30 protein-coding genes are annotated in these 25207 nt (G+C 71.1%); 12 read left to right on the top strand and 18 right to left on the bottom strand.

Annotation, left to right across the window (positions count from 1 at the left end; translation table 11 throughout):
• Positions 1-92: 92 nt before the first annotated feature.
• On the bottom strand, positions 93-770 hold the full coding sequence (locus HQM25_RS06660; RefSeq protein ID WP_172989527.1) for a fasciclin domain-containing protein: 678 nt from the start codon (positions 768-770) through the stop codon (positions 93-95).
• Between the two features lie 135 nt (positions 771-905).
• Between HQM25_RS06660 and HQM25_RS06655 the strand changes: the two genes are divergently transcribed.
• Positions 906-1163, top strand: a complete 258-nt coding sequence (locus HQM25_RS06655) for a PLD nuclease N-terminal domain-containing protein (protein ID WP_172989526.1) — start codon at positions 906-908, stop codon at positions 1161-1163.
• Between the two features lie 12 nt (positions 1164-1175).
• Here the strand turns inward: HQM25_RS06655 and trxA are convergent, their stop codons facing one another.
• The 8 genes from trxA to HQM25_RS06615 form a co-directional block, all read right to left on the bottom strand.
• Positions 1176-1547, bottom strand: a complete 372-nt coding sequence (gene trxA, locus HQM25_RS06650) for a thioredoxin (protein WP_172989525.1) — start codon at positions 1545-1547, stop codon at positions 1176-1178.
• A gap of 25 nt (positions 1548-1572) precedes the next feature.
• Positions 1573-1947, bottom strand: a complete 375-nt coding sequence (locus tag HQM25_RS06645) for a rhodanese-like domain-containing protein (protein ID WP_172989524.1) — start codon at positions 1945-1947, stop codon at positions 1573-1575.
• A gap of 54 nt (positions 1948-2001) precedes the next feature.
• Positions 2002-2787 carry an FAD:protein FMN transferase gene (locus HQM25_RS06640; protein WP_254359585.1) on the bottom strand — a complete coding sequence of 262 codons (786 nt, stop codon included), beginning with the start codon at positions 2785-2787 and terminating at the stop codon, positions 2002-2004.
• Positions 2784-3278 carry an FMN-binding protein gene (locus tag HQM25_RS06635; protein ID WP_172989523.1) on the bottom strand — a complete coding sequence of 165 codons (495 nt, stop codon included), beginning with the start codon at positions 3276-3278 and terminating at the stop codon, positions 2784-2786. Before HQM25_RS06635 ends, HQM25_RS06640 begins: the two co-directional genes overlap by 4 nt.
• A gap of 16 nt (positions 3279-3294) precedes the next feature.
• Positions 3295-4731 (bottom strand): ferredoxin reductase family protein, encoded by a 1437-nt coding sequence (locus HQM25_RS06630; protein ID WP_172989522.1) that lies wholly within the window; start codon positions 4729-4731, stop codon positions 3295-3297.
• 121 nt (positions 4732-4852) lie between these two features.
• The gene (locus tag HQM25_RS06625) at positions 4853-5392 is read right to left on the bottom strand and encodes an alpha/beta fold hydrolase (protein WP_172989521.1); all 540 of its coding nucleotides are present in this window, start codon (positions 5390-5392) and stop codon (positions 4853-4855) included.
• Positions 5393-5571: 179 nt separating this feature from the next.
• Positions 5572-6645, bottom strand: a complete 1074-nt coding sequence (ychF, locus tag HQM25_RS06620) for a redox-regulated ATPase YchF (RefSeq protein ID WP_172989520.1) — start codon at positions 6643-6645, stop codon at positions 5572-5574.
• A gap of 41 nt (positions 6646-6686) precedes the next feature.
• Complete coding sequence (locus tag HQM25_RS06615) at positions 6687-7445, bottom strand: class I SAM-dependent methyltransferase (RefSeq protein ID WP_172989519.1); 759 nt, start codon at positions 7443-7445, stop codon at positions 6687-6689.
• Positions 7446-7520: 75 nt separating this feature from the next.
• Between HQM25_RS06615 and HQM25_RS06610 the strand changes: the two genes are divergently transcribed.
• Together HQM25_RS06610 and HQM25_RS06605 are read left to right on the top strand one after the other, a co-directional pair.
• Positions 7521-8144: a 3'-5' exonuclease gene (locus HQM25_RS06610; RefSeq protein WP_172989518.1), complete on the top strand. Its 624-nt coding sequence runs from the start codon at positions 7521-7523 to the stop codon at positions 8142-8144.
• Between the two features lie 69 nt (positions 8145-8213).
• Positions 8214-9491: a DNA recombination protein RmuC gene (locus HQM25_RS06605; protein WP_172989517.1), complete on the top strand. Its 1278-nt coding sequence runs from the start codon at positions 8214-8216 to the stop codon at positions 9489-9491.
• 3 nt (positions 9492-9494) lie between these two features.
• On the opposite strand, the gene HQM25_RS06600 is transcribed toward HQM25_RS06605, so the two are convergent.
• Together HQM25_RS06600 and glpX are read right to left on the bottom strand one after the other, a co-directional pair.
• The gene (locus HQM25_RS06600) at positions 9495-9704 is read right to left on the bottom strand and encodes a UDP-N-acetylmuramyl pentapeptide phosphotransferase (RefSeq protein WP_172989516.1); all 210 of its coding nucleotides are present in this window, start codon (positions 9702-9704) and stop codon (positions 9495-9497) included.
• A 169-nt stretch (positions 9705-9873) separates the two neighbouring features.
• Entirely contained in the window at positions 9874-10863 is a 990-nt protein-coding gene (gene glpX / locus HQM25_RS06595; RefSeq protein WP_172989515.1) for a class II fructose-bisphosphatase, read from the bottom strand.
• Positions 10864-11069: 206 nt separating this feature from the next.
• Between glpX and fbaA the strand changes: the two genes are divergently transcribed.
• Positions 11070-12101 (top strand): class II fructose-bisphosphate aldolase, encoded by a 1032-nt coding sequence (gene fbaA, locus HQM25_RS06590; protein ID WP_172989514.1) that lies wholly within the window; start codon positions 11070-11072, stop codon positions 12099-12101.
• A gap of 73 nt (positions 12102-12174) precedes the next feature.
• On the opposite strand, the gene HQM25_RS06585 is transcribed toward fbaA, so the two are convergent.
• From HQM25_RS06585 to HQM25_RS06575, 3 genes are all read right to left on the bottom strand, one after another.
• Positions 12175-12708, bottom strand: coding sequence for a COG4315 family predicted lipoprotein (locus HQM25_RS06585; protein ID WP_172989513.1), 534 nt, complete (start codon positions 12706-12708; stop codon positions 12175-12177).
• Positions 12709-12776: 68 nt separating this feature from the next.
• A complete protein-coding gene (locus tag HQM25_RS06580) occupies positions 12777-13505 on the bottom strand; it encodes a zf-HC2 domain-containing protein (RefSeq protein WP_172989512.1) in 729 nt (242 codons plus the stop codon).
• Positions 13502-14008, bottom strand: a complete 507-nt coding sequence (locus tag HQM25_RS06575) for a sigma-70 family RNA polymerase sigma factor (protein ID WP_172989511.1) — start codon at positions 14006-14008, stop codon at positions 13502-13504. Before HQM25_RS06575 ends, HQM25_RS06580 begins: the two co-directional genes overlap by 4 nt.
• Positions 14009-14090: 82 nt before the next feature.
• On the opposite strand from HQM25_RS06575, the gene HQM25_RS06570 reads away from it, so the two are divergent.
• Positions 14091-14594 carry a DUF2231 domain-containing protein gene (locus HQM25_RS06570; protein ID WP_172989510.1) on the top strand — a complete coding sequence of 168 codons (504 nt, stop codon included), beginning with the start codon at positions 14091-14093 and terminating at the stop codon, positions 14592-14594.
• Positions 14595-14604: 10 nt separating this feature from the next.
• Here HQM25_RS06570 and HQM25_RS06565 read toward each other — a convergent pair whose 3' ends face one another.
• Positions 14605-15195, bottom strand: coding sequence for a DUF6264 family protein (locus HQM25_RS06565; RefSeq protein ID WP_172989509.1), 591 nt, complete (start codon positions 15193-15195; stop codon positions 14605-14607).
• The gene (locus tag HQM25_RS06560) at positions 15192-16232 is read right to left on the bottom strand and encodes a 4-hydroxy-3-methylbut-2-enyl diphosphate reductase (protein ID WP_172991552.1); all 1041 of its coding nucleotides are present in this window, start codon (positions 16230-16232) and stop codon (positions 15192-15194) included. The genes HQM25_RS06565 and HQM25_RS06560 overlap by 4 nt, the downstream gene beginning before the upstream one ends.
• Before the next feature lie 89 nt (positions 16233-16321).
• Between HQM25_RS06560 and xseA the strand changes: the two genes are divergently transcribed.
• The 7 genes from xseA to HQM25_RS06525 all read left to right on the top strand — a co-directional run bounded on the left by xseA (position 16322) and on the right by HQM25_RS06525 (position 22906).
• Positions 16322-17629 (top strand): exodeoxyribonuclease VII large subunit, encoded by a 1308-nt coding sequence (gene xseA, locus HQM25_RS06555; RefSeq protein WP_172989508.1) that lies wholly within the window; start codon positions 16322-16324, stop codon positions 17627-17629.
• Between the two features lie 9 nt (positions 17630-17638).
• Positions 17639-17887 (top strand): exodeoxyribonuclease VII small subunit, encoded by a 249-nt coding sequence (locus HQM25_RS06550; protein WP_172989507.1) that lies wholly within the window; start codon positions 17639-17641, stop codon positions 17885-17887.
• Entirely contained in the window at positions 17887-18522 is a 636-nt protein-coding gene (locus HQM25_RS06545; RefSeq protein ID WP_172989506.1) for a DUF4245 family protein, read from the top strand. The genes HQM25_RS06550 and HQM25_RS06545 overlap by 1 nt, the downstream gene beginning before the upstream one ends.
• 38 nt (positions 18523-18560) lie before the next feature.
• On the top strand, positions 18561-19160 hold the full coding sequence (locus HQM25_RS06540; protein ID WP_172991551.1) for a carbonic anhydrase: 600 nt from the start codon (positions 18561-18563) through the stop codon (positions 19158-19160).
• A 49-nt stretch (positions 19161-19209) separates the two neighbouring features.
• Positions 19210-20604, top strand: coding sequence for a class II fumarate hydratase (locus HQM25_RS06535; RefSeq protein WP_172989505.1), 1395 nt, complete (start codon positions 19210-19212; stop codon positions 20602-20604).
• A gap of 74 nt (positions 20605-20678) precedes the next feature.
• Positions 20679-22250: a sensor histidine kinase gene (locus HQM25_RS17775; RefSeq protein WP_254359584.1), complete on the top strand. Its 1572-nt coding sequence runs from the start codon at positions 20679-20681 to the stop codon at positions 22248-22250.
• Positions 22247-22906 (top strand): response regulator transcription factor, encoded by a 660-nt coding sequence (locus HQM25_RS06525; RefSeq protein ID WP_172989504.1) that lies wholly within the window; start codon positions 22247-22249, stop codon positions 22904-22906. The genes HQM25_RS17775 and HQM25_RS06525 overlap by 4 nt, the downstream gene beginning before the upstream one ends.
• Before the next feature lie 124 nt (positions 22907-23030).
• Here the strand turns inward: HQM25_RS06525 and HQM25_RS06520 are convergent, their stop codons facing one another.
• Entirely contained in the window at positions 23031-23606 is a 576-nt protein-coding gene (locus HQM25_RS06520) for a hypothetical protein (protein WP_172989503.1), read from the bottom strand.
• Between the two features lie 120 nt (positions 23607-23726).
• Positions 23727-25082: a PhoH family protein gene (locus tag HQM25_RS06515; RefSeq protein WP_172989502.1), complete on the bottom strand. Its 1356-nt coding sequence runs from the start codon at positions 25080-25082 to the stop codon at positions 23727-23729.
• Positions 25083-25207: the final 125 nt, after the last annotated feature.

Below are 25207 nucleotides of genomic sequence, written 5' to 3'. Positions count from 1 at the left end.
CTCCTCTCTCCCCCGGCATGGCCGGTCGTCTTCACGGCGGCGGCCGCCGGAGCATCCCTCCCGCTCCGACGGCCGCCCGGGTGCGGTCCGGCTCAGGAGGCCGGCGGCATCAGCACCGTGTCGATGAGGTAGACCGTGGCGTTGGCGGTCTGCACGCCACCGCAGATCACAGCGGCATCGCCGACCATGAGCTCGTCGCCGCTGCCGGTCACCTCGACATCGGCGCCCTGCACGGTCGTGTGCATCCCGACGATGTCGGACGGCTCGATCTGGCCGGGGACCACGTGATACGTGAGGATCGTGGTGAGCAGCTCGGCGTCGGTCTGCAGCGTCTCGATCGTCGCCGCGTCGATCTTCGCGAACGCGTCATCGGTCGGCGCGAACACCGTGAACTCGTCGCTGTTGAGCGTGTCGACCAGATCGACGTCCGGGTTGAGCTGCCCGCTCACGGCCGCGGTGAGCGTGGTCAGGAGGGGGTTGTTGGATGCCGCGGTGGCCACCGGGTCCATCGCCATGCCGGCGACCGATCCCGCGCCGTCGGGCACGGCCTCGGCGTAGTCGGCGCATCCCGGGCCGACGAGGCCCGCGGCGGGGTCCATGGTGTCGTCGGTCGCCGGAGCGCTCGACTCAGTGGTCGGCTCGGCGGCGTCGTCCGCGGTGCCGGAGGTCGATGCGGACGTGCAGCCGGCCAGGGCCAGCATCGAGATCGCGAAGACGGCGAGACCGCCGGTGATGTGCGTGGTGCGGACGTGCTTCGTGCGGTTGTGCATGGGTTCCTCCGAGGTCAGGAGCCCGGCGGGCTCTGTCGCAGACGGACCCGGTTCGGGGCCGACAGCGCCGTGGAGGCGGCGCATACCGGTACTTCGGCACGGAGCTCGGATCGGATTGCCCGCTATCGTGGCGGCATGGCAGACGCGGCGAATCCCCTCATCCCCGCGGCGTACGACCTCGTGTGGTCCGGCGTCGCGGTGCTCGCCCTTGCGCTGGCGGTGCTCTCGCTCGTCTCGATCGCGCGGAGCGCCCGCGCGCTGACCCCGGTGCCGGCGCTGGGGTGGACCCTGCTCGCGATCTTCGTGCCCGTCGCCGGACCGCTCGCGTGGCTGGTCATCGGCCGGCGCACGGGCGCCGGAGCGTCAGAGCCCGCGCCCGCCGCGAAGCCCTAGCCGCGCCTGCGGCTACGAGGTGGCTGCCGACTGCTCCGCGATCTGGCGGCGGACGTCGTCCATGTCGAGGTCGCGCACCGCGGTGATCACCTGGTCGAGTGCCGGCGCCGGCAGCGCGCCGGGCTGCGAGAACACGAGGATCCCGTCGCGGAACGCCATGAGCGTCGGAATCGACGTGATGCGGAAGCCCGACGCCAGTTCGCGCTCGGCCTCGGTGTCGATCTTGCCGAAGACGATGTCCGCGTTGGCCTCGGAGGCCTTCTCGAACACGGGTGCGAACTGACGGCACGGCCCGCACCATTCCGCCCAGAAGTCGAGGAGGACGATCTGGTTGTCGGCGATGGCGTCGCGGATCGTGTCGATGGTGATGGTCTGGGTCGCCATGGCGCCCCCTTCTCGTTCGGTGCGGTCAGTCGGTGACGATGGGAAGTCCGGTGGAGGTGGATGCCGCGCTCAGCGCGCCCGCATCGGTCACCGACGCGAACCCGGCGCCGGTCATGCGCGAGACTGCCTGCGCCGACCGGTTACCCGATCGACAGTAGACGACGTAGTCGGCCTCCGGGTCGAGCTCGGAGAGCCTCGCGTCGAAGTCGCTGGCGGTCACGTCGATGTTGACGGCGCCCTCGAGATGGCCCTCCGCGTACTCGGCGGGCGTGCGCACGTCGACGATCGTCGTGTCGGGGGTGACGAGGATCTCCTGGGTCGGCGCGCAGGCCGAGACGGAGATCAGCACGGCGAGCGCGAGCGGCACGGCGGCGAGGGCATGACGGAGGCGGGTTCTCATGCCCCCACTATACCCCCTGGGGGTATCAATCCGTCGAATCCGACCGGGACGCGCTCACGCCGCCACCACCTGCACCTCCACTCCGCGGATCCAGCGCCGGATCGTGCCGTCGTCGGCGATGACCAGACCCGCGGTGTCGGGCATCCCGCCGACCCACGACAGATCCCCGCCCGCGACCACCGCCGCCGTCGCCCAGACGTCGGCGGTCGCCAGGTCGTCGGCGATGACGGTGGCGCTGCGCACGCCGACGGTCGCGAGCCCGGTGCGCGGGTCGACGATGTGTCCCCCGCGCTCGGCGGGCCCCGACGTCGCCACAGCTCCGTCGCGCACTTCCACGGTCGCCTGCACGGCGCCGCGGCGCCCGGGGTCGGCGATCCCGACGCGCCACCGCCAGGAGGATCCCCCGGCCGTGCGCAGCCGGAGGTCTCCCCCGGCGTTCACGCCCACCGCGGTCACCCCCGGGTCGGTCAGGAGCGGGTCCAGGTGGCGTGCGCCGGCCACGTCCACCGCCCAGCCCTTCACGTAGCCGGTCGGATCGAAGCCGCCCCGCCAGTGCGCGGAGAACATGCCGCGGGTGGCGATCTCCGCGGATTCGCACGCGTGCTCCACATGGCGCACGCGGGGGTCGGCCTGCGCGATCCCCACTTCCCCGCGCAGCATCCGCGAGATGTCGGAATCGGGACGGAACGGCGAGAACACCCGCTCGATGTCACGCAGCTCGGCGAAGCATCCCTCGATCGCCGCCTCGACCTCCGCGCCCGCGCGGGCCCGGCCCACGACGTGGACGCTCACGACGGTGCCCATGAGCTCCGCCGTCCACACCTGGCGCCGCGCGTTCACTGCTGCGCCTGATCGATCGCGGACTGCAGCGACTGCAGGTAGCCGTCGCTCGTGTAGGTGGCGCCGGACACCATGTCGATCCCGGAGCTCTGCGCGTCGAGCGTCTCCGACACCAGCACCGGCAGCGCCCGGCTGTTGATCTGCCTGTCGTGCCCGTTGCGCGCCGGATAGTGCGGCACGTCGACGGCCGTGATCCGGCCGTCGCGCACGGTGATCTGCACCTGCACGGCGCCGTAGCGGGTGTCGGCGGCGGCGCCGGTGTAGGTGCCGTCAGCGATCGACGAGGCGGCTGCCGCGGCACCCGCCTCCTGCGCGGCTGCGTCCTGTCCGCCGGAACCCGCCGCGGACGCGCCCGACCCCGAGCCGGTCGCGGCGGCAGGCGTCTCGAGGGCCGACGCCACGGGCACGGCCTCGCCGAGCGAGGTGCGATAGCTGAACAGCAGCACGAGCCCGCTCAGGGTGGCCAGGAGCCCGTAGACGATCTTCTTCATGATGTGCTCCTGACTGCTAGATCGAGAACGCCTCGACATGGATGCGGGATGCCGCAACGCCGGCGGACCGCAGGTCGGCGCGCACGGCATCCATCCACGGCGCCGGACCGCACACGAACACGTCGTAGAGGTCGAGGTCGGGGGCGACGTGGCGGATCAGCTCGGGTCCCGACCACTCGGCGTGCGTCGCCGGCAGCCACGACGGACCGCGGGCACCGCGGCTGCCGTTCACGGTGTGGTGCCGCAGCCCGCGCTCGCGCACGAGGCGCTGGATCTCGCCGACCCGCATCGCGTCGAGGGCGTCGTGGTCGCGTGTGATCAGCACGGCGTCGCCGGGCGCGTACGGCTCGGCCTCCAGCAGCGCGACCAGGGGCGCGATCCCGGCCCCGGCTCCGAGCATCAGCATCTTCGTGCCTGTGCGCGCCTCGCCGGTGAGGTGCCCGTATGGCCCTTCCACGAGCACCCGCGTGCCGGGGCGCAGTTCCGCCAGGCGTCGCGTGCCGTCCCCCGCCAGGCGCGCCGCGACGACGAACTCGCCGCCCACGGGGGCTGCCGCGAGCGACAGCGGGTGACCGCGGGTCCAGCCGGGGCCGGCCATGAAGCGCCAGACGAAGAACTGGCCGGCCCGCGCGCGGAGGCGGTGCAGCCCGCGACCCCGCATGCGCACCGTGACGCCGCGCGCACCGTCCGCGGCCACCGAGACCACGCGGATGTCGTGCCGCCAGGATCGCCACAGCGGCACGCCGATCCGGAACACCAGCACCGACGCCGCGGCCGCTGCCCATAGCATCCACCAGTACGTCGCGGCGGGCGGCGAGCCCACGAAGTCGGCACCGGTCCACAGCATGTGCGGAACGGCCAGGCCTACGCCCAGGTAGGCGTAGAGGTGCAGCAGGTGCCACGACTCGTAGCGCCGCCGGCGGCGCGCGCGGCGGATCGAGGTCACCACGACCATCACCAGCAGCAGCGTCCCGGCCGCGGCCAGGAGCATGCCCGGGTACTCCCACACGAATCGCCACAGCTGCACGAGCGGGCTTAGGTCCGCCTGCGCGGCGTACCCAGCCGTCTGCAGCGCGATGTGGGCCACCAGCAGCCAGAACGACCAGAATCCGACGAGCCGGTGCATCCGCGTGATCGCGTCGCGTCCGAAGCCGCGCTCGAACACCGGCACCCGGGCCATGAGCAGCACCTGGTACAGCAGCAGGTTCGCCGAGACCAGCCCGGTGAGGCGTCCGAGCGTGTTGAACGTCTCCGCGTCGGAGGCGAGGAAGGAGGAGATGCCGCCCCCCGCGACCCACAGGGACACCACGAACAGGCTGGTGAGCCAGATGATCGCCGCGGCGGCGAGATTCCAGCGGGCGCGCGACGCCCCGCGCCGATCGGGCGTGCCGACCGACGGTGCTGCGGGATCAGCGCCGACGGAGGGTCGGCTGCGAACGGCGAGCGATGCCATGGCCCCATGGTGGGGCGGATTCTTTGAGATGAGACCAAGAATCCGCGATCCTCAGCCCGCGCATAGCCGGTTCATCGGATCCTCCGACGTCCCGCCTCGCCCGGTGCCGCCTCAGGCGGCCTCAGTCCCAGTCGAGGTACTCCTCGATGAAGACCGCGGTCTCGACCGGATCGGTCATCGGGAAGAGGTGCCCGCCGCCGTCGATGGACCGGACCGTCACCCGCTCGGGAGCGGTCTGCTGCAGCGCGGTGCCGTGCGCGGGCGGAGTGACCTCGTCGTCCGATCCCTGGATGATCAGCACCGGGATCACGGGTGCCAGCGCGATGTCGGCGTCCTCGACGCCGAGGAGGAGGAGCCCGTTGGTGCGGTCGCCGTGGGCGGCGACGAAGGCGCGTGCGACGGTGCCGCCCTCGGCATGGCCGCCGATCCAGGCGCGCTCGAGGCCGATGCGGTCGAGCACCGCGATGATGTCCTCGACACGGGCCGCGAGGCTCTCGGACTCGCTGCGCGGGCCGACGCGCACGATGCGGAACCCCGCCTCCTCGGCGAGGTAGTGCGAGACGACGCCGAGCGCGTCAGTGGAGAGGTCGTGCTCGGGCAGCAGCACGAGCGCGACGGGGCCGTCGCCCTCCTCGACGTACGGCACAGCGAAATCGGTCATCCGGGGAGCCTTTCTCAGACGATGGGTGCACACGAGCGGTAGTCCCTGCCGGAAGCGTCACGGCAGGGGCGTCGTGCTCCCGTCAAGCCTAGACGTGACCGCCGGGCGACGGTCGCGTGAACGTCGAGCCCTGTCGCGGCTCGTCGTTCATCAGCGCGTGACGTATGCCGTCGATGACGCTAAACGTTGAAGCGGAACTCCACCACGTCGCCGTCCTGCATGACGTAGTCCTTGCCCTCCAGGCGTGCCTTGCCGCGCGAGCGGGCCTCGGCGACGGAGCCGGCGGCGATGAGGTCGTCGAACGAGATGACCTCGGCCTTGATGAAGCCCTTCTCGAAGTCGGTGTGGATGACCCCGGCCGCCTGCGGAGCCTTCCAGCCCTTGCCGATCGTCCACGCGCGGGCCTCCTTGGGCCCGGCGGTGAGGTAGGTCTGCAGGCCCAGCGTGTCGAAGCCGATGCGGGCGAGCTGGTCGAGTCCGGACTCGTCCTGTCCGGTCGAGGCGAGCAGCTCCGCCGCGTCCTCGGGGTCGAGGTCGATGAGCTCGGACTCGATCTTCGCGTCGAGGAACACGGCCTTGGCCGGGGCGACGAGGGCCTCGAGCTCCCCCTTGCGCGCGGCATCCGTCAGCACGGCTTCGTCGACGTTGAAGACGAAGATGAACGGCTTCGCCGTGAGCAGGCCCAGCTCCCTGATCGGCGCCAGATCGATCCCCGAGGCGGAGAGGAGGATGCCGCGCTCGAGCGCGTCCTTCGCGGCGTTCGCGGCCTCCAGCACCGTCGGGTCGAGCTTCTTGCCGCGCACCTCCTTCTCGTAGCGCGTGATCGCCTTCTCGAGGGTCTGGAGGTCGGCCAGCTGCAGCTCGGCGTTGATGGTCTCCATGTCGCTCGCGGGGTTGACCGCGCCGTCGACGTGGACGACGTCGTCGTCGGCGAAGCCACGGACCACCTGGGCGATCGCGTCGGCTTCGCGGATGTTCGCGAGGAACTGGTTTCCCAGGCCCTCGCCCTCCGACGCGCCCCGCACGATGCCGGCGATGTCGACGAACGACACGGCGGCGGGGAGGATGCGGTCGGAGTGGAAGACCTCGGCGAGCTTGTCCAGCCGCGTGTCGGGCAGGTTGACCACGCCGATGTTGGGCTCGATCGTCGCGAACGGGTAGTTCGCCGCGAGCACCTGGTTCTTGGTCAGGGCGTTGAAGAGGGTCGACTTGCCGACGTTCGGGAGTCCGACGATTCCGATGGTGAGAGCCACGGGCATCCAGTCTACGTGGCCGCGCCCGTCGCTCCCGAGCGTCAGGGCCGCACAGCCCGATAGGCCTCCGTGCGATAGGGGATCTCGACGATCTCCAGGCCCGACCCGTCGAGGCGGCAGCGCTCGTCGAAGAGCTCGGACGCTGCCGAGAGGATGCGCGCCCGCTCTGCCTCCGGCGCCGTGATCACGTGGCTGCGGGAGGCCACCATGTCCAGGAACACCGCCCGCGTCTGCCGGTTCGTCCACCGCCACACGGCGCGATCGGCCCGGCCGAACGGCGCCGCCAGGCGCGGACCGCCCTCGGCGAGCATCCGCTCCGCGTTGCTGGGGCGGATCGCCGTCGACAGCCGGGCCACCCACGGGTCCGATTCGTCGCGGATGTTCCACACGAGCCCCAGCACACCGCCGGCGCGCAGCACGCGGGCGACCTCGCGGGCCGCCGCCGCGGCATCCACCCAGTGCCACGCCTGCCCGATCAGCACCGCGTCGAGGGCGGCGTCGGGAAGCGGCAGGCGCTCGGCCGCGCCCACGAACGTCGGCACCCCGTGCACGCGGGCACGGAGAGCGGCGAGCATGTCGGCGTCGGGGTCGATCGCGACCACGTCGGCGCCGATCTCCACGATCGCGCGGGTGAGCTTGCCGGTGCCCGCGCCCACGTCGGCTGCCCGCACCGATCGGCCGGGCTCGCGCACCGGCGCGAGCATCCACTCGACCGCCGCCCGGGGATAGTCGGGCCGCCCCGACTCGTAGGCGGCGGCAGCAGCGCCGAACGACAGCGACATCTCCTCGCGACTGGCCATGGTCCCGAGCCTACGACCGCCTCGCGCGCGGCGCGCCTCGGAGCCGACGTCGCCGGCCCGTGTGAGGCTGAGCGCGTGCCACTGGATTTCACCGCGATCGACTTCGAGACGGCGAACTCCAGCAACGCATCGGCGTGCGCGGTGGGACTCGTGCGCGTGCGCGACGGCGCGGTGGTCGCCAAGACCGGCTGGCTCATCCAGCCACCGCCCGGGCATGATGCGTTCTTCGAATTGAACGTGCGCATCCACGGCATCCGTCCGGAAGACGTGCGGGGCGCCCCGACCTGGGCGCAGCAGCTCGACGATCTCGCGGCATTCGTCGGATCCGACGTGCTCGTGGCCCACAACGCGGGCTTCGACATGGCCGTGCTCAAACGCGCGTGCGAGGTGACCGGGCTCGACTGCCCCCCGTACCGCTACGCGTGCAGTCTGCAGGTGGCGCGCAAGGTGTACCGGCTCGACTCGTACCGGCTGCCCTACGTGGCGGCGGAGGCCGGATTCCCCGACTTCGCCCACCACAACGCCGTCGCCGATGCGCTCGCGTGCGCGCACGTCATGACCGATGCGGCCCGCCGGGTCGGGGCCGACAGCATCGACGCTCTCGCCGCGGCGACCGCCGTGCGTGTCGGCCGGACGGCCGTCGCGGAGGCGCCGACGACCACGGTGTTCGGCTCGACCCCCCTCGCGACGATCGCCTGAGCCCGAGCGGCGGAGATGGATGCCGCGCGCCGCGCTCTCGATGTCGGAGGCCCCGGGCACGCTGGACCCATGGACCCACTCGCATTGATCGCCCTCGTGATCGGCTGCCTCCTCGTCGGAGCCCTCGCCGGCTGGGCCGCCGGGCTCGCCCGCGGCGCGGCCCGGGCGACCGTCGCGCAGTCCGAGCTGCGCGCCCGCGTCGCCGCGGCCGATGCCGCGCGCGCCGGCGTGCAGGCCCAGCTCGACCACCAGCAGGCGCTCTACCGCGAGCTGGCGCACCAGACCCGTGCCGATCAGGCCGCGCGTGAGGAGCGGGAGCGGCGCGAGCAGGCGGTGCTGCGCGCCCTCGCCCCGGTGCAGGAGACGCTGCACACCATGCAGTCCAAGGTGGACGAGCTCGAACGCGACCGCAAGGAGCAGTTCGGCTCGCTCGCCGAGCAGCTCCGGCGCGCGCAGGAATCCGACGAGGCGCTTCGCGCCACCACCGAATCCCTCGCCGGCGCCCTGCGCTCGGGAAGCACGCGCGGCGTCTGGGGCGAGACCCAGCTGCGCCGGGTCGTCGAGGCAGCGGGGCTCACGCGCTACGTCGACTTCGACCTCCAGACGTCGATCGAGACGGATGCCGGCGCCGGCCGTCCCGACATGATCATCCGCCTCCCCGGCGAGAAGGCGATCGCGGTCGATGCGAAGGTGCCGCTCGATGCGTACCTCGAGGCCAGCGCCATCGCCGTGACCGCGCAGGGGGCGGAGGCCGCGCGCCGCCGCGCCCTCCTGGACAAGCACGTCAAGGCCGTGCGCGCGCACATCGACGCACTCGCGAAGAAGACGTACTGGGCGGGACTCCCGTCGAGTCCCGAGTTCGTGGTGTGCTTCGTGCCGAGCGAGTCCCTCCTGGCGGCGGCGCTGGAAGAAGACCCCTCGCTGCTGGACTACGCGTTCGCCAAGCGGGTAGCCCTCGCGTCCCCCGTCAACCTGTGGGCGGTGCTGAAGACCGTCGCGTACACGTGGACCCAGCAGGATGTGTCGCGCGAGGCGCGCACGCTGTTCGAGCTCGGTACGCAGCTGTACGAGCGGCTCGGAGGCCTCGCCGGTCACGCCGACGACCTGCGACGAGCCCTGGAGCGCACCGTCGACAGCTACAACAAGTTCGTCGGTTCACTCGAGTCGCGCGTGCTCGTCAGCGCCCGTCGATTCCCGGGCATCGATGAGACGAAGCTCGATGCCCTCGCCGCACCCACCACGATCGAGAAGGCGCCGCGGCGCCTCACCGCGCCCGAGCTGCTCGAGGGCACCGCGAGCGCGGACATCGGCGAGCTCCGCGAGCGGATCTCGTCGGACGGCCGGTGACGCTCAGGCGCCGCCGGGAACGAAGCTGAGAAGTGCGATCACGGCGCCGGAGACGACGACGAACGCGCCGATCATCCACCACGCGCTGACCTCATGGCCTTCGTCGCGGCGCACCCGCAGGAGCACGTCGGGGCGACGTGCGGGATCGGTCGCGTCTGCGACCACGGCGATCGCGCCGGTCTGGGGTCCGGAACTCCCGGCCTGAGCTGCCATCACAACCCCTTTCGGGTCTCGAAAACGTCCCACGCGTCTTCGTCGACACCGTTTCGATTGTGCCAGACATGCCGCGTCGTGACATCACGACGCGGTCACGATCGCTACACGAATCACATCCGTCACTCCGGTCACGCGATCGGAGGACGGTGCGCTCGCACTCAGGGCTTCAGAGCCACTTCGAGACGAGGTGCTCCGAGGAGATGCGGCGGAGCGTTCCCGACGCGCCACGGAGAACCACGCTCTCGGTGTAGACGTATCCGCCGTCGCGCCGCACCCCCGCTACGAGTGCACCGTCGGTCACGCCGGTGGCCACGAAGATCGTGTTGCTGCCCTTGACCAGCTCGTCGGCCTCGTACACGTGGTCGTCGAGCTTGAGTCCCGCGTCGATGCCGCGCTGCTTCTCGTCGTCGTCGCGCGGCCACAGGCGCCCCTGGATGTGGCCGCCGAGCGCCTTGATGGCGCAGGCCGTCACGATGCCCTCCGGGCTGCCGCCGACGCCCACGCACATGTCGGTGCGGGCGTTGTGGCGGGCGGCGTTGATGCCGCCCGCGACGTCGCCGTCGCTCATCAGGCGGGTGCCGGCCCCCGCCTCGCGGATCTCCTCGATGAGCCTCTCATGGCGCGGTCGGTGCAGAACCGAGACGACGATCTCATCGACCGGCTTGCCGAGCGCCTTGGCGAGAAGTCGGATGTTCTCCCCGATGGGCAGACGGATGTCGACGACGCCGACGCCGGCGGGACCGGTGACGAGCTTGTCCATGTAGAACACGGTCGACGCGTCGAGCATCGTGCCGTGCTCGGAGACCGCGACGACGGAGAGCGCGTTGTTGCGCCCGGCGGCCGTGAGCGACGTCCCGTCGATCGGGTCGACCGCGACGTCCGCACGGGGTCCCCGTCCGTTGCCGACGCGCTCGCCGTTGAAGAGCATCGGCGCGTTGTCCTTCTCGCCCTCGCCGATGACGATCGTGCCGTCGAAGTTCACCGTCGTGAGGAAGGCGCGCATCGCGTCGACCGCCGCGCCGTCCGCGGCCTCCTTCGCACCGCGGCCGATGAACGGCACCGCTCGGATCGCGGCCGCCTCGGTCGCGCGCACGAGCTCCAGCGCGAGATTGCGGTCGGGATGCAGGGGACTCATGTCCGCGGTCAGGCTCACCATGCGTTCACCATAGCCAGTGCGCCTCTGCAACCCGGCTGATCAACGCCCACCGTGCCCGAAAGATCGGTGAATCTTTCCTTCACGGCAGAACGACGACGATCCGTCCGGGCGAGGCGGCCAACACCACTCGGACCCGCGGTCGCTTCGCTAGAGTTTCGGTAGCCCATGAACTGTGCGAGCCATCGCTCGATGAACAAGGAGCATTCATGCCCGTCGCCACCCCTGAGCAGTACGCCGACATGCTTGACCGCGCGAAGGCCGGCGGTTTCGCGTATCCCGCGATCAACGTGTCCAGCTCGCAGACCATCAACGCCGTGCTGCAGGGCCTGACCGAGGCCGGCTCCGACGGCATCATCCAGGTCACCACCGGCGGCGCCGACTACTTCGCCGGCCACACCGTCAAGAACCGCGCGGCGGGAGCGATCGCGTTCGCGAAGTTCGCGACCGAGGTCGCCAAGAACTACCCCATCACCGTGGCGCTCCACACCGACCACTGCCCGAAGGACGCGCTGCCGAACTTCGTGCTGCCGCTGCTGGAGGCCTCCGAAGAAGAGGTGAAGGCCGGGCGCAACCCGATCTTCCAGTCGCATATGTGGGACGGCTCGGCCGTGCCCCTCGACGAGAACATCGAGATCGCGAAGGACCTGCTCCCCCGCATCAAGAACATCAATGCGATCCTCGAGGTCGAGATCGGCGTCGTCGGCGGCGAAGAGGACGGCGTCAAGCACGAGGGCTCGAACGAGGCGCTCTACACGACGGTCGCCGACGTGACCAAGGCCGTCGAGGCCCTGGGCCTGGGCGAGAACGGCCGCTACATCTCGGCGCTGACCTTCGGCAACGTGCACGGCGTGTACAAGCCGGGCAACGTCAAGCTGCGCCCGGAGCTGCTCGGGGAGATCCAGGAGGGCATCGCCGCGCAGTTCGGCACCGGCCCGAAGCCCCTCGACCTCGTCTTCCACGGCGGCAGCGGCTCGACCGAGGAGGAGATCGCCCTCGCGGTGGCCAACGGCGTCGTCAAGATGAACATCGACACCGACACGCAGTACGCCTTCACCCGCTCGATCGCCGGCTTCATGTTCGCCAACTACGACGGCGTGCTGAAGCTCGACGGCGAGGTGGGCAACAAGAAGGCCTACGACCCGCGCGCCTGGGGCAAGGTGGCCGAGTCGGCCATGGCCGCCCGCGTGGTCGAGGCGACGCAGCAGCTCGGCTCGCACGGCAAGAGCCTGGCGGCCTGACCCCGAACCGATGGATGCCGCGACCGCGGCCCTTGTCGGGCCGCCGCCGCGGCATCCATCGCCCTCCCTGGCGTCAGCCGGCGAACCGCTCGCCGTCGGGGGTGAGCACCCACCAGACGTCGTTGACGGCCTGGCCGTTCACGTCGCCGGCGGCCTCGTCGCCGATGAAGTAGTACAGCGGCCAGCCGTTGAGGGTCACCTGCGTCGATCCGTCGGTGCCGGTGATCGTGCCCACCTCACCGGACACGCCGTCGACCGCGGGAGCGTCGCTCTCGGTGGTCACGGGCGGCCAGTTCTCGAGGCACTGTCCCTCGCAGGAACTCACGCCGGAGTCCTGGGTGTCGTTGTCGAACATGTAGACGGTCATGCCGTCTGCGTCGACGACGACCTCGCCCAGGGAGGTCTCGGCGACCATGAGCTCGGCTTCGCCGGCGGCATCGCCGGAGTCGTCGGTCCCCTCGTCTTCCGTCGTCGTGTCCTCCGCCTCCTGTGAGGTCCCCGTGTCGGTGTCGGTGGACGTGTCGTCGGCGGGCGGCGACGTGCAGCCGGCGAGGGCGAAGGCGAGCACTGCGGTGGCGAGGGCGATCCTCGCGAGTTTCGTGGTCATTGCGTGTCCCTTCCAGGTGCGACCGCACCGTGCGGTCACAGGGGGCACGAGACAGCGCGCGGTTCGGTTCAGTCTTCGCTCAGAGCGGCGCCGTCGGCGACCTCGCGATCGGTGCGCAGCAGCACGTCGCCATTGGTGAGCGACCGCACCTCGAGGGCGGAGATCTCGTCGGAGTCCAAGGCCGTCCCCGCGCTGACGCGGGCGTCCCGACCGGGCAGCCCCCGCCAGCTGGAGACCTCGGTGAAGGTGCCGTCGGCGCCGGCGACGTAGAGCGCATAAGGCCAGCCGCCCTCGGGGGACCCTTCGCCGTCTCCCGTGTAGCGGCAGATCATCTCGATGCGCGTGCCCCACGAGACGTCGACGAGTTCGACGGTCGCGGTCAGCGGGAGCTCCCGCGTCGGCTCGAGGGCGATGACCTCGATGCGCTGCGTCGTCGGCGCGATCGCCAGAGTCGCCGCCAGCACCACCGCGACGATCACGGCAGCGGCCGCCGACGCCAGCCCTGTCCACGTCAGGCGCCGCCGCCGGCGGGCCTGGAGCACGCCGAGCTCGATGATCTCCGCGCGCCGGGACTCGTCGGGTCCGCCCGCGTCCTCCGGTGCGTCGATCATCGATCGCGCGCGGGCGGGATCGATGCGGGTCAGCAGCCCCGTCGTCGCCGCGATCTCCGCGATGGCGGCGCGGCAGACGCCGCATCGCTCGAGATGCTCCTCGTAGACGCGCCTGTCGGCGGGGCTGAGCGCGCCGAGCACGTACGCGGCGTCCCATTCGACGAAGTGCGCGTGATCGGGTGTCATCGCGTCACTCCTTTCTCCTGCAGCGCCAGCCGCAGGGCACGGACTCCGTAATGCAGTCGGGACTTGACCGTCCCCGGGGGGATGCCGAGCTCGGCCGCGATCTCGGCCACGGTGAGCGCCCCGTAATAGGCGCGCACGATCACCCCTCGGTGATCGTCGGACAGCCCGGCGAGCGCCTCCTCGATGAGCATGGTCTCGAACAGCACGTCGGTGGCGTCGGCCGTCTCGGAGTCCGGCGTCTCGGCGACGGCGATCTCCCGACGGTGGTGGGCGCTTCGCACTTCGTCGATCACGAGGTGCCGGGCGACGGTGAACAGCCACGAGCGTGCCGTGGCGGGATCCTGATCCAGGATGCGATCGGACCGCCAGGCGCGCAGCAGCGTCTCCTGCACGATGTCATCGGCGCCGGCGCGGTCTCCGGTCAGATGGACCACGTACCGCCACACCGGCGCCGCGTGGGCGTCATACAGCGCCGTCAGGCGTGCGGCATCGTCGCGCGGCATCCTTCACCTCCCGCTGAGGACACGAGACGGATCGATCGGCGGTTCAGTTGAACCGGACGCGGCGCCGTCTCGTGTCACGAGTATGGACCAGATCCGATCCGCCGGCGCTTTCGAGATCGCGGGACTGCCCCTGCACCCGCTCATCGTCCACGCGGTCGTCATCCTGACGCCGCTGACGGTGCTCGCCCTGCTCCTCGGCACGTTCTGGCCCGCAGCGCGCGGCCGCCTCGGCATCGTGACCCCACTCGGGGCGCTCGTCGTGCTGATCCTGGTCCCGGTCACCGTACAGGCCGGGGCTGCGCTGAAGGAGATCGTCGGGCCGCTGCCGTCGGTCGAGCGCCATGAGGCCCTGGGACGCATGTTCCTGCCGTGGGCCATCGGGCTGTTCGTCGTCGCCGCGGGGCAATGGCTCTGGTACCGCTACTGGCGTGACGACGTCGGCAAGCGGTCGCCGGGAGGGGCGAGGGCGGTGACGGTGGTCATCGCCGTGCTCGCCGTGCTCGTCGGTGTGGGAGCCATGGTCGTGCTCGCGCTCATCGGCGATTCAGGGGCCCGTGCCGTGTGGGGGCCCGTCGTCGGAGGCTGATTCCCCCAGCTCAGCCCACGCCGACGACCAGGGCCGCCCACACGGCCGGGTCCGTCATGAGCGGAACCACCATGAGCATCCCGGCCACGACGGTGAACACCACGCCGCCGACCAGCGGGATCCACCAGCTGAGGCGTCCGCGGCGCAGACTCGCCACCGACAGCCAGGCCACCAGCATCCATCCGATCGCGAGCACACCCGCTGCGGCGATCCCCCAGCCTCGCGCACCGGCGGGGTCGGACAGCACGGCGTCGACCCCCAGGGTCTGGAACATCAGGTCCGCGTAGGCGAAGTAGTCCAGGAACGCCGGGACAGAGGTGACCACGTTGATCAGGCCGTAGGCGAGCAGCGCGAAGGTGGCGATGCGGTCGACGCTGCGCCCGCGGGAGCGCACAGGTGCCGGGGGCTCGTCGACGACCGCCGGTGCGGGAGCCGGCGCCGGTACCTGTGCTGCAACCGGGGCCGCGGCGTCGGCCACCTGGCCGGTGTCCAGCGCCGCGGTGACGTCCGGCTGCTGGATGCGGGCGCGCTGCTCTTCGGGCGTCGCGTACTCGCCGTACTGCGGACGCGGCCGCGGATCGGAGGCGGGGCCGTCGGTCACGAGCGCTCCTGTCCGCCCGATGTCCGGCCGCCGCGCCCGCCCGCCGAACCCTGCCGCAGCTCCTTGGGGAGCGAGAACATGAGGTCCTCCTCGGCGGTGCGCACCTCTTCGACGTCGCCGTAGCCGGCGGCGGCGAGGTCGGCGAGCACCTCCTGCACGAGCACGTCGGGCACCGAGGCGCCGCTGGTCACGCCGACGGTGGCGACGCCATCGAGCCACTCCTGCTTCACCTCGTCGGCGTAGTCGACGCGGTAGGCCGCCTTCGCCCCGTACTCGAGGGCGACCTCGACCAGGCGCACGCTGTTCGACGAGTTCGCCGAGCCGACCACGATCACGAGGTCGGCATCCTTAGCGACCTTCTTGATGGCGACCTGGCGATTCTGCGTGGCGTAGCAGATGTCGTCGGAGGGCGGATCCTGCAGCTGCGGGAACCGCACCCGCAGCCGTCGCACGGTCTCCATCGTCTCGTCGACAGAGAGGGTGGTCTGGGACAGCCACACGACCTTCGACGGGTCTCGCACCTCGATGCGGTCGGCCTCCTCCGGGGAATTCACGACGGTGACGTGGTCGGGCGCCTCACCGGCGGTGCCCTCGACCTCCTCATGCCCGTCGTGACCGATGAGCAGGATCTCGTAGTCGTCGCGCGCGAAGCGCACCGCCTCGCGGTGCACCTTGGTGACCAGCGGGCAGGTCGCGTCGATGGCCTGCAGCCCGCGATCCGCCGCGGCGCCGACCACGGCCGGCGAGACGCCGTGCGCGCTGAAGACGACATGCGCGCCCTCCGGCACCTCGTCGACCTCCTCCACGAAGATCGCACCGCGCTTCTCGAGTTCGGTGACGACGTGGATGTTGTGGACGATCTGCTTGCGCACGTACACGGGCGCCCCGAACCGCTCGAGCGCCTTCTCGACCGCGACCACGGCCCGATCCACGCCGGCGCAGTAGCCGCGGGGCGAGGCGAGCAGCACCCGCTTGCGTCCGTCCACGGCGATATCCTGAAGACGCTCGCGCCGCCGCGGAACATGGGGCACGGGCATTCGAACAGCAGGATTCGCGGTTGCAGCGGTCACGCGTTCGATTCTACGGGCGGGCACACATCGCGAGCCCGCCGCCCGCAGGAGGTGCCGTGACCACGTTCCAGGCCGCTGTCGTCGATGGCCAGGCGCCGCCGCCCGATTCGGTGGCGCCGCGCGATTCCACCGCCGAGGCGCCCACCTCGGTGGCGCGGCTCAACGACACGATCCGCGGGTTCGTCCAGAACTGGGGCTCGGTGTGGGTCGAGGGCGAGATCACCTCGTTCAACGTGCGCGGCGGCAACGTGTTCGGCCGGCTCAAGGACCTCGTCACCGACGCGACGATCTCGTTCCGGATCTGGTCGAGCACCCGTGACCGACTGCCCGGCGATCTCAAGGTCGGCGACCACGTCATCGCCTGCGTCAAGGCGGACTACTACCCCCGCACCGGCGACTTCGGGTTCTCGGTCTCGGCGATGCGCCACGTGGGCCTTGGCGACCAGCTCGAGAAGCTCGAGCGCCTGCGGGCGCAGCTGCGCGCCGAGGGCCTGTTCGACCCCGCCCGGAAGAAGCCCATCCCCTTCCTGCCGCACGTGGTCGGGCTCATCACCGGAGAGCGCTCCGACGCGGAGAAGGACGTGCGCCGCAACGCCCAGCTGCGCTGGCCGCAGGTCGCGTTCCGCGTCCGGCACGCCGCGGTGCAGGGCGATCGCTGCGTTCCCGAGACCATCGCCGCCCTCAAGGCACTGGATGCCGACCCTGACGTCGACGTGATCATCATCGCGCGCGGCGGCGGCGACCCCCAGACGCTGCTGGGATTCAGCGACGAGCGGCTCCTGCGGGCGGTGGCGGCGGCATCCACGCCCATCATCAGCGCCATCGGGCACGAGAACGACCACCCGCTGCTGGATGACGTCGCCGACGTGCGCGCCTCGACGCCGACCGACGCCGCCAAGCGCGCGGTGCCCGACGTCGCCGAGCAGCGGGCCCTCATCGCGCAGCTGCGGTCCCGCCTGATGGGGCGGCTCTCGCAGCGCGTCTCGCACGACATCGCCCAGCTGGACCAGCTGCGCAGCAGACCGGTGCTGCGCTCCCCCGAATCCCTGCTGACCGGGCGCGGGCATGAGCTCCACCTGCTCGTCGCACGCGGGCGGGACCGGCTCGGTCGTGCGGTCGAGGCCGCCGATCGCCGCACCGGGGAGCTGAGGGCAGGGCTCCGGGCTCTTTCCCCGGCATCGACCCTGGCACGCGGATATGCGATCGCCCAGCTCGCCGACGGAGCGATCGTGCGGGATGCAGCCCAGGCTCCGACGGGCGCGATCGTGACCGTGACCGTCGACCACGGCGCCTTCGCCGCGCGATCGGAGGGGCCCGTGCCGGCCGAGGTGCCGACGACGGGTGAAGACGGCGCGCCGAACTAGGATGGAACAATGACCGACTCCCCCGCGGCCGCCCCCGACGTCGCCTCGCTCACGTTCGAGCAGGCGCGCGACGAGCTGGTTCGCGTGGTGCACGAGCTCGAGCAGGGCACGCCGACCTTGGAGCACTCGCTGGCTCTGTGGGAGCGTGGCGAGGCCCTGGCATCGCGGTGCGAGCAGTGGCTCCTGGGCGCCAAGCAGCGCCTCGATGCTGCGCGCACCTCGGCAGAGGGCGCGTCCGCGGAGAGCGCGGAGGCGTGATGGCACGCGAGCCCCGCATCGTCGCCGAGCTCGGCCGACCGGAGACCCCCGACGAGACCGCCGCGCGCAAGGCCGAGTCCTCGCGCGTCTACCGCTCGAGCAAGAACATCCGCAACCTGGTCGCCGCGCTTCTGGCGACCCTGGCGATCCTGCTGGTGATCGTGCTCGCCGTCCCGCGCGGCACGCCGCCCGAGGCCGAGCCGATCGACGTGGAGGCGGTCGCCGCCGACATCGCGGTCGCCGAGGACCGCATCGTCGTCTCGCCCGATGTGCCCGACCAGTGGCGCGTCAACGGCGCCCGGATCGAGGGCGATGGACCCCGCGCGTGGACGATCATCTACGCCCCCGAGACCGGCTTCCTGCGCGTCGCGCAGGGCTTCGACGCCGACCCCGCGTGGCCCGGGCGAATGCTCAGCGGCGCGACGCCCGACGGCACCGTGCGCATCGCGGGCGTCGAGTGGACCCGCTACGACATCGCCAACCCGGAGCGCGCCGGCAACATCTCGGCGGCGCTGTCGGTCGAGGCGGGAACCGACATCATCCTCATCTACGGCGCCGCCGCGGAGGACCTGCTCGAGACGGCAGCCGCAGGCATGGCCGACGACGTGATCGCCCTACGCGAGGAGACACCGTGACCGACGCCCCCTTCAGCCCGCGCGAGACGTGGCGGCAGATGCTCGAGGGAAACCGCCGATTCGTCGACGGCACGCCCCAGCACCCGCGGCAGGACGTCGAGCGCCGGCATGAGCTGGCCGGCGGTCAGAGGCCGCGCGCCGCCCTGTTCGGCTGCAGCGACTCGCGCCTGGCCGCCGAGATCATCTTCGACGAGGGTCTGGGCGACCTGTTCGTCATCCGCAACGCCGGACAGGTCGTGTCCGAATCCGCCGTGGGCAGCCTCGAGTACGCCGTCGCCGTGCTCGGCTCCCCTCTGATCGTCGTGCTGGCGCACGACGCGTGCGGTGCGGTGCAGGCCGCCATCGACAGCACGCTGCCCGACGCGCCGGCCCTGCCCGCGCTCATCTGGAAGCAGATCGCCCCCATCGTGCCCGCCGCGCGCGCCGTCGCGCGCGAGTCGGCCGGCGCCTCGATCGACCCCGAACTCGTCGGCCGCGAGCACCTGCGCGAGACCGTCGGCGAGATCCTCCACCGCTCCGAGCTCATCAGCGCCGCCGTCGCCGAGGGCCGGGTCGCGATCGTGGGCGCGAACTACCGGCTCGCCGAAGGCGCCGTCGTCCCCGTCGTCGCGGTGGGCGATGTGGATGCCGCAGCCTGACCCGACCTCTCCCCGCCAGTCCCCCACCACACGACGAAGGAACGACGACGTGACCGACATCGAGTACCGCATCGAGCACGACACCATGGGCGAAGTGCGCGTGCCCAAGAACGCCCTCTACGCCGCGCAGACGCAGCGCGCGGTCGAGAACTTCCCGATCTCGGGCACCGGCCTGGAGTCGACGCAGATCGCCGCGCTCGCCCGCATCAAGAAGGCCGCGGCTCTGGCGAACAAGGAGCTCGGCACCCTCGACGGCGCGATCGCCGACGCCATCGCCGCCGCCGCCGACGAGGTCGTCACCGGTCGCTACGACGAGCACTTCCCCGTCGACACCTACCAGACCGGCAGCGGCACGTCGTCGAACATGAACATGAACGAGGTGCTCGCGACCCTCGCGACGGCCGGGCTCGGCGCCCCGGTGCATCCGAACGACCACGTCAACGCCTCGCAGTCCTCCAACGATGTCTTCCCCACCTCGGTGCACATCGCCGTGACCCAGGCGCTCATCGACGACCTCATCCCCGCACTCGACCACCTCTCGGTCGCCCTCGAGGCGAAGGCCGAGCTGTGGAAGGACGTCGTCAAGTCGGGCCGGACCCACCTGATGGATGCCACCCCGGTGACGCTCGGCCAGGAGTTCGGCGGTTACGCGCGGCAGATGCGCCTGGGCATCGAGCGAGTGCAGGCCGTGATCCCCCGCGTCGGCGAGGTGCCCCTCGGCGGCACGGCGGTGGGCACCGGCATCAACACGCCGCTGGGCTTCCCCCAGAAGGTCATCGCTCTGCTGGCCGCCGAGACGGAGCTGCCGATCACCGAGGCGAAGGACCACTTCGAGGCGCAGGCCAACCGCGACGGACTCGTCGAGGCATCCGGGGCCTTGCGCACGATCGCCGTGTCGCTGACCAAGATCAACAACGACCTGCGCTGGATGGGCTCTGGCCCCAACACGGGTCTCGGCGAGCTGCACATCCCCGACCTGCAGCCGGGCTCGTCCATCATGCCGGGCAAGGTCAACCCCGTCGTCCCCGAGGCGACCCTCATGGTGTGCGCGCGGGTCATCGGCAACGATGCCACCGTCGCCTGGGCCGGCGCGTCGGGTTCGTTCGAGCTGAACGTCGCCATCCCCGTCATGGGCACCGCCCTGCTCGAGTCGATCCGCCTGCTCTCCAACGCGATGCGCGTGCTGGCGGACAAGACCGTCGACGGGCTGCAGGCGAACGTCGAGCGCGCGGCCGCATTCGCCGGCATGTCGCCGTCGATCGTGACGCCCCTGAACAAGCTCATCGGCTACGAGGCGGCCGCGAAGATCGCCAAGCACTCGGTGGCGAAGGGCATCACGGTGCGCGAGGCGGTGCTCGATCTCGGCTACGTCGACCGCGGCGAGCTCACTCTGGAGCAGCTCGACGAGAAGCTCGACCTGCTCTCGATGACCCACCCGGGCTGAGCCTCGCGGTGACCGCTGCACCTCCGTGGGCCGAAAAGCCCCCTGGATCGGGGCTTCGGCGCGATAATCGGGACGTGACCCGCCGACGACCGCGACCGCTCTCGGCACGAGCGCGCATCCTCGGCGCCGTGCTGGCGGTCGCGTGCGTGGGTCTCGCGGTCGTGGGGAGCATCACGCTCATCGTGCAGCGGTCCCAGGTCATCGCCAGCGTCGACGCGCTCCTGCAGGCGCAGACGTCCCGTCTGATCGCCGTGTACACCGCTGACGGCACGGCCGAGGCCGCGACCCCCAGCGACACGGACGAGGCGACGGACGCGGCGACCGACGAGGGCACCGGCGCGGACAGCGCGCCGCCTGCCGCGGAGCCCCTGTCGGTGAAGGAGTACGACTCTCTCGACAGGTTCATGTACGACGTGGCAGCGCAGCTGGTTCCGGCCAGCGGCGAGGCGGCCGTCACCATCATCGACGGGGTGGCGAAGTGGCAGCCCTCGACCATCTCCGGCTTCGACATCTCCGACGACCGCGCGCTCATCGACCGCGCCGTCGCGGAGGCGGAGGAAGCGGGTGGCCCCGTGCTCGGCACCGCGGATACTCCGCACGGCGTGCTGCGCTACATCGCGATCCCGGTCACGATGGAAGGCGAAGACGACGTCGGCGTCTACCTGCGGGCCGTCGACCTCGAGGAGCAGCTCGAGCCCGTGAACACCGCGCTCGCGACCTTCTCGATCGCGGCCGTGGCCGTTCTGGTTGCGATCGCCGTCGTCGGCTGGTTCGTCACCGGGCGACTGCTGTCCCCCATCCGCCGACTGCGCGAAACGGCCGACGCGATCACGATCTCCGACCTGTCACCGCGCCTCCCTGAGCGCGGCAACGATGAGATCGCAGACCTGTCCCGCACGGTGAACTCGATGCTCGACCGCATCGAAGGCTCCGTCGATGTGCAGCGCCAGCTGCTCGACGACGTGCGCCACGAGCTGAAGACCCCGATCACGATCGTGCGCGGGCACCTGGAGCTGATGGATCCCGACGACGTCGCCGACGTGGTCAGCGCGCGGGAGATCGGCATCTCCGAGCTCGACCGGCTCACCCGTCTCGTGGAGGACATCGACCTGCTCGCCGCGGTGGAGGGCGACACCTACGCGATGAGCGAGGTGAACCTCGGCGGTGTGACAGCCCGCGTCGGCGAGCTCGTCGCGGTGATCCCCGGTCACACGTGGCGCGTGGAGGAACACGCCGACGGCCGCGTCGTGGCCGATCAGGATCGCCTCCTGCAGGCCTGGCTGCAGCTGGCCGACAACGCGGCCAAGTACACCCCCACCGGCACGCCGATCGAGATCGGCAGCTCCATCGACGCCGCCGGCGCGCGCATCTGGGTGCGCGATCACGGCGGCGGCATCCCGCCCGCCGCACGGCACCGGATCTTCCGTCGGTTCGATCGCGCCGGAGGCAAGCGCACCGTGGGCGGCTCGGGGCTGGGCCTGGCCATCGTCGATGCGATCGCGAAGGCGCACGGCGGGCAGTGCCTGGTCACCGACACCCCCGGCGGCGGGGCGACCTTCACCCTCCATCTGCCCCCGACGGCCGGAGAGCTGCCGGCTCCCGTGCGGGCCGGGGATGTCGTGCTGCAACGGGAGGCCGCAGGATGACCAGGATCCTCATCGTCGAAGACGAACCGCGCATCGCGTCGTTCGTCAGCCGCGGGCTGCAGTCCGCCGGCTACGAGACCGAGATCGCCGACGACGGCCCCGCCGGGCTGGAGGCGGCCACCCGGGGCGATGTCGACCTCGTTCTCCTCGACGTGGGCCTGCCCACCATGGACGGCTTCGAGGTTCTCCACGCCCTGCGGGCCCAGGGCAACGCGATCCCGGTCATCATGCTCACCGCCCGCACCAGCACCCGCGACACCGTCGAGGGATTGGATGCCGGAGCCAACGACTACGTGCACAAGCCGTTCACGTTCGAGGAGCTGCTGGCGCGCGTGCGCTCGCGCCTGCGCGAGGGCGCCGCCGTCGCCCCCGGGGTCTCGGTATCCCATGGCGACGTCGTCCTCGACGTGCTCGCCCGACGCGCGGTCGTGGCCGGCGTGGAGGTGGAGCTGTCCTCGCGCGAGTTCGCGCTGGCGGAGCAGTTCCTTCGCAATCCCGGCCGTGTGCTCAGCCGTGAACTGCTCCTCAGCCGCGTCTGGGGCCTCGACTTCGATCCGGGCTCGAACGTCGTGGACGTGTACGTGCGGTATCTGCGCGGCAAACTCGGGCCGCACCACATCGTGACGGTGCGCGGGGCCGGGTACCGCTGGGAGTAGCGCGCCGTGGCCGCGCCGCCACCCCGCGCGCCCCGGGCGGGCACGACCGTGCGGACACGGAGAAGCCCCCGGCGCTGGGGGACGCCGGGGGCTGAACGGCCGGGCTGGGGAAGCCGGCCTTTCTTCAATCGCGCTGATCTGGGGTTTCGCGCGATTGGCTTTCTTCCGATTCATCGACGGCGGAGCGCCGTTCGATGTGGTCGGCTCCACCGAGCCGATCGGTCGCGGGTTCTTGGGAACGCGCGAAGTTCTTCTCGAGGTTGGCGATCCAGGCGTCGATGCGCCCCGAACTCCAGCCCTTTGCGGCCGCCCACTCGCGCAGCTCGGCCCAACGGCCCGCGGCCGCGGCCGCGTCGAGGTCGATCTCCTCGACGGTCTCGGGAGCGTCGGCCTCGGGCGCGTCGACCTCGTGCGGCGCCGGCGCCGGGACGACCTCGACGCTCGCATCGGGCTCGGCGGGTGCGACCGAGACCTCGGGCGTCGGCGTCGGGGTTGCTGAACTCGCGACCGGAGCGTCGACGGTGGCTGTGGGCTCAGGCGTCGCGACGGCACGGGGAACGACCAGGGGCGTGCCGCCGATGGCGACGCCCCGCGTGTCGGCGAGGGCGACGGAGTTCGTCAACGCGACGGCGCACACAACGGCGACACTCGCCACCACAGTGGCGGCACCGCCGATCGCGAATCGCGTCCGTGGCTCCACGCCCGTCGTCCTTTGAAGTCCCCGCGCACGCCAGCCGTGCGCACTCCTTCAATGGTGACAGACGCCGTCGCGACAATCGCGCCCTGAGGATGAGACTCTTCTCATCCTCAGGGCGCGTCGTCAGGCGAGCTCCCCCGCTTCGAGCAGGTCGGTCACCAGCGCGGCGATCGCCGAACGCTCCGAGCGAACGAGGGTGACATGGCCGAACAGTCCGTGGCCCTTCAGGGTCTCGATCACGGAGGCGACACCGTCGTGGCGGCCCACCCGCAGATTGTCGCGCTGTCCCACATCGTGGGTGAGCACGATCCGCGAGTTCTGGCCCATGCGGCTGAGCACGGTGAGCAGCACGTTGCGCTCGAGAGACTGCGCCTCGTCGACGATCACGAAGGCGTCGTGCAGCGAGCGCCCACGGATGTGGGTGAGCGGCAGCACTTCGAGCAGACCGCGCTCGAGGACCTCCTCGAGCACATTGCCCGACACCACCGAGCCGAGCGTGTCGAAGACCGCCTGGCCCCAGGGGTTCATCTTCTCCGCCTGGTCGCCCGGGAGGTAGCCGAGCTCCTGACCGCCGACCGCGAACAAGGGCCGGAAGACGATGATCTTCTTCTGCTGCTGCCGCTCCAGCACCGCCTCGAGGCCGGCGCACAGGGCGAGAGCCGACTTTCCGGTGCCGGCACGGCCGCCGAGCGAGACGATGCCGACATCCGGGTCGAGGAGGAGGTCCACGGCGATGCGCTGCTCGGCCGAGCGACCGTGGAGGCCGAACACCTCGCGGTCCCCGCGCACGAGCTTGTACTCGCCGTCGCCAGTGACCCGCCCGAGCGCCGACCCGCGCTCCGAATGGATGATCAGGCCGGTGTTCACGGGCAGTCCCACCACGTCTTCGCTGGAGGCCACCTCGCTCTCGTACAGATCGCTCACGTCATCGCCCGAGACGTCGATCTCGGCGATGCCGGTCCATCCCGAGTCGATGGCCTGTTCGGCGAGGTACTCCTCGGCCACGACGCCGAGCGATGCCGCCTTCACGCGCATGGGGAGGTCCTTGGAGACCACGGTGACCTCGTGGCCCTCCTGAGAGAGGTTCATCGCGATCGCGAGGATGCGGCTGTCGTTGTCGCCGAGGCGCATACCCGCCGGAAGCACGCCCGGGTCCGTGTTGGCCAGCTCCACGCGCAGCGTGCCGCCCTCGCCGACCGGAACGGGGAAGTCGAGGCGTCCGTGCTCGACGCGCAACTCGTCGAGGTGGCGCAGCGCCTGCCTCGCGAAGTAGCCGATCTCCGGGTCGTGGCGCTTGCCCTCCAGCTCGGTGATCACCACGACGGGGATCACGACGCTGTGCTCGGCGAAGCGGAAGAACGCCCGCGGATCGCTCAGCAGCACCGACGTGTCGAGGACGTACGTGCGAAGATCCTCGGACGCGCCGACGATCGATTCGACATCCCGGTCGTGCTGCGTGTGTGGTGCTCGTGTGGTCACAACCCACTCCCCGCCCCCGGGTCAGAGGACCCGGCAGTCACGAGTCGACCGGTGTCACGAGTCGTGATCCATCAGGCCGACCCGACCGGGCGCCTTGCCCGATGCCATGACCGTACGACCCGTGC

The sequence above is a fragment of the Microbacterium hominis genome (genome assembly GCF_013282805.1).
Classification (GTDB): Bacteria; Actinomycetota; Actinomycetes; order Actinomycetales; family Microbacteriaceae; genus Microbacterium; species Microbacterium hominis_B.
The sequence above is the reverse complement of the archived record's forward strand: the minus strand, read 5'-3'. Positions and strand labels throughout refer to the sequence as shown.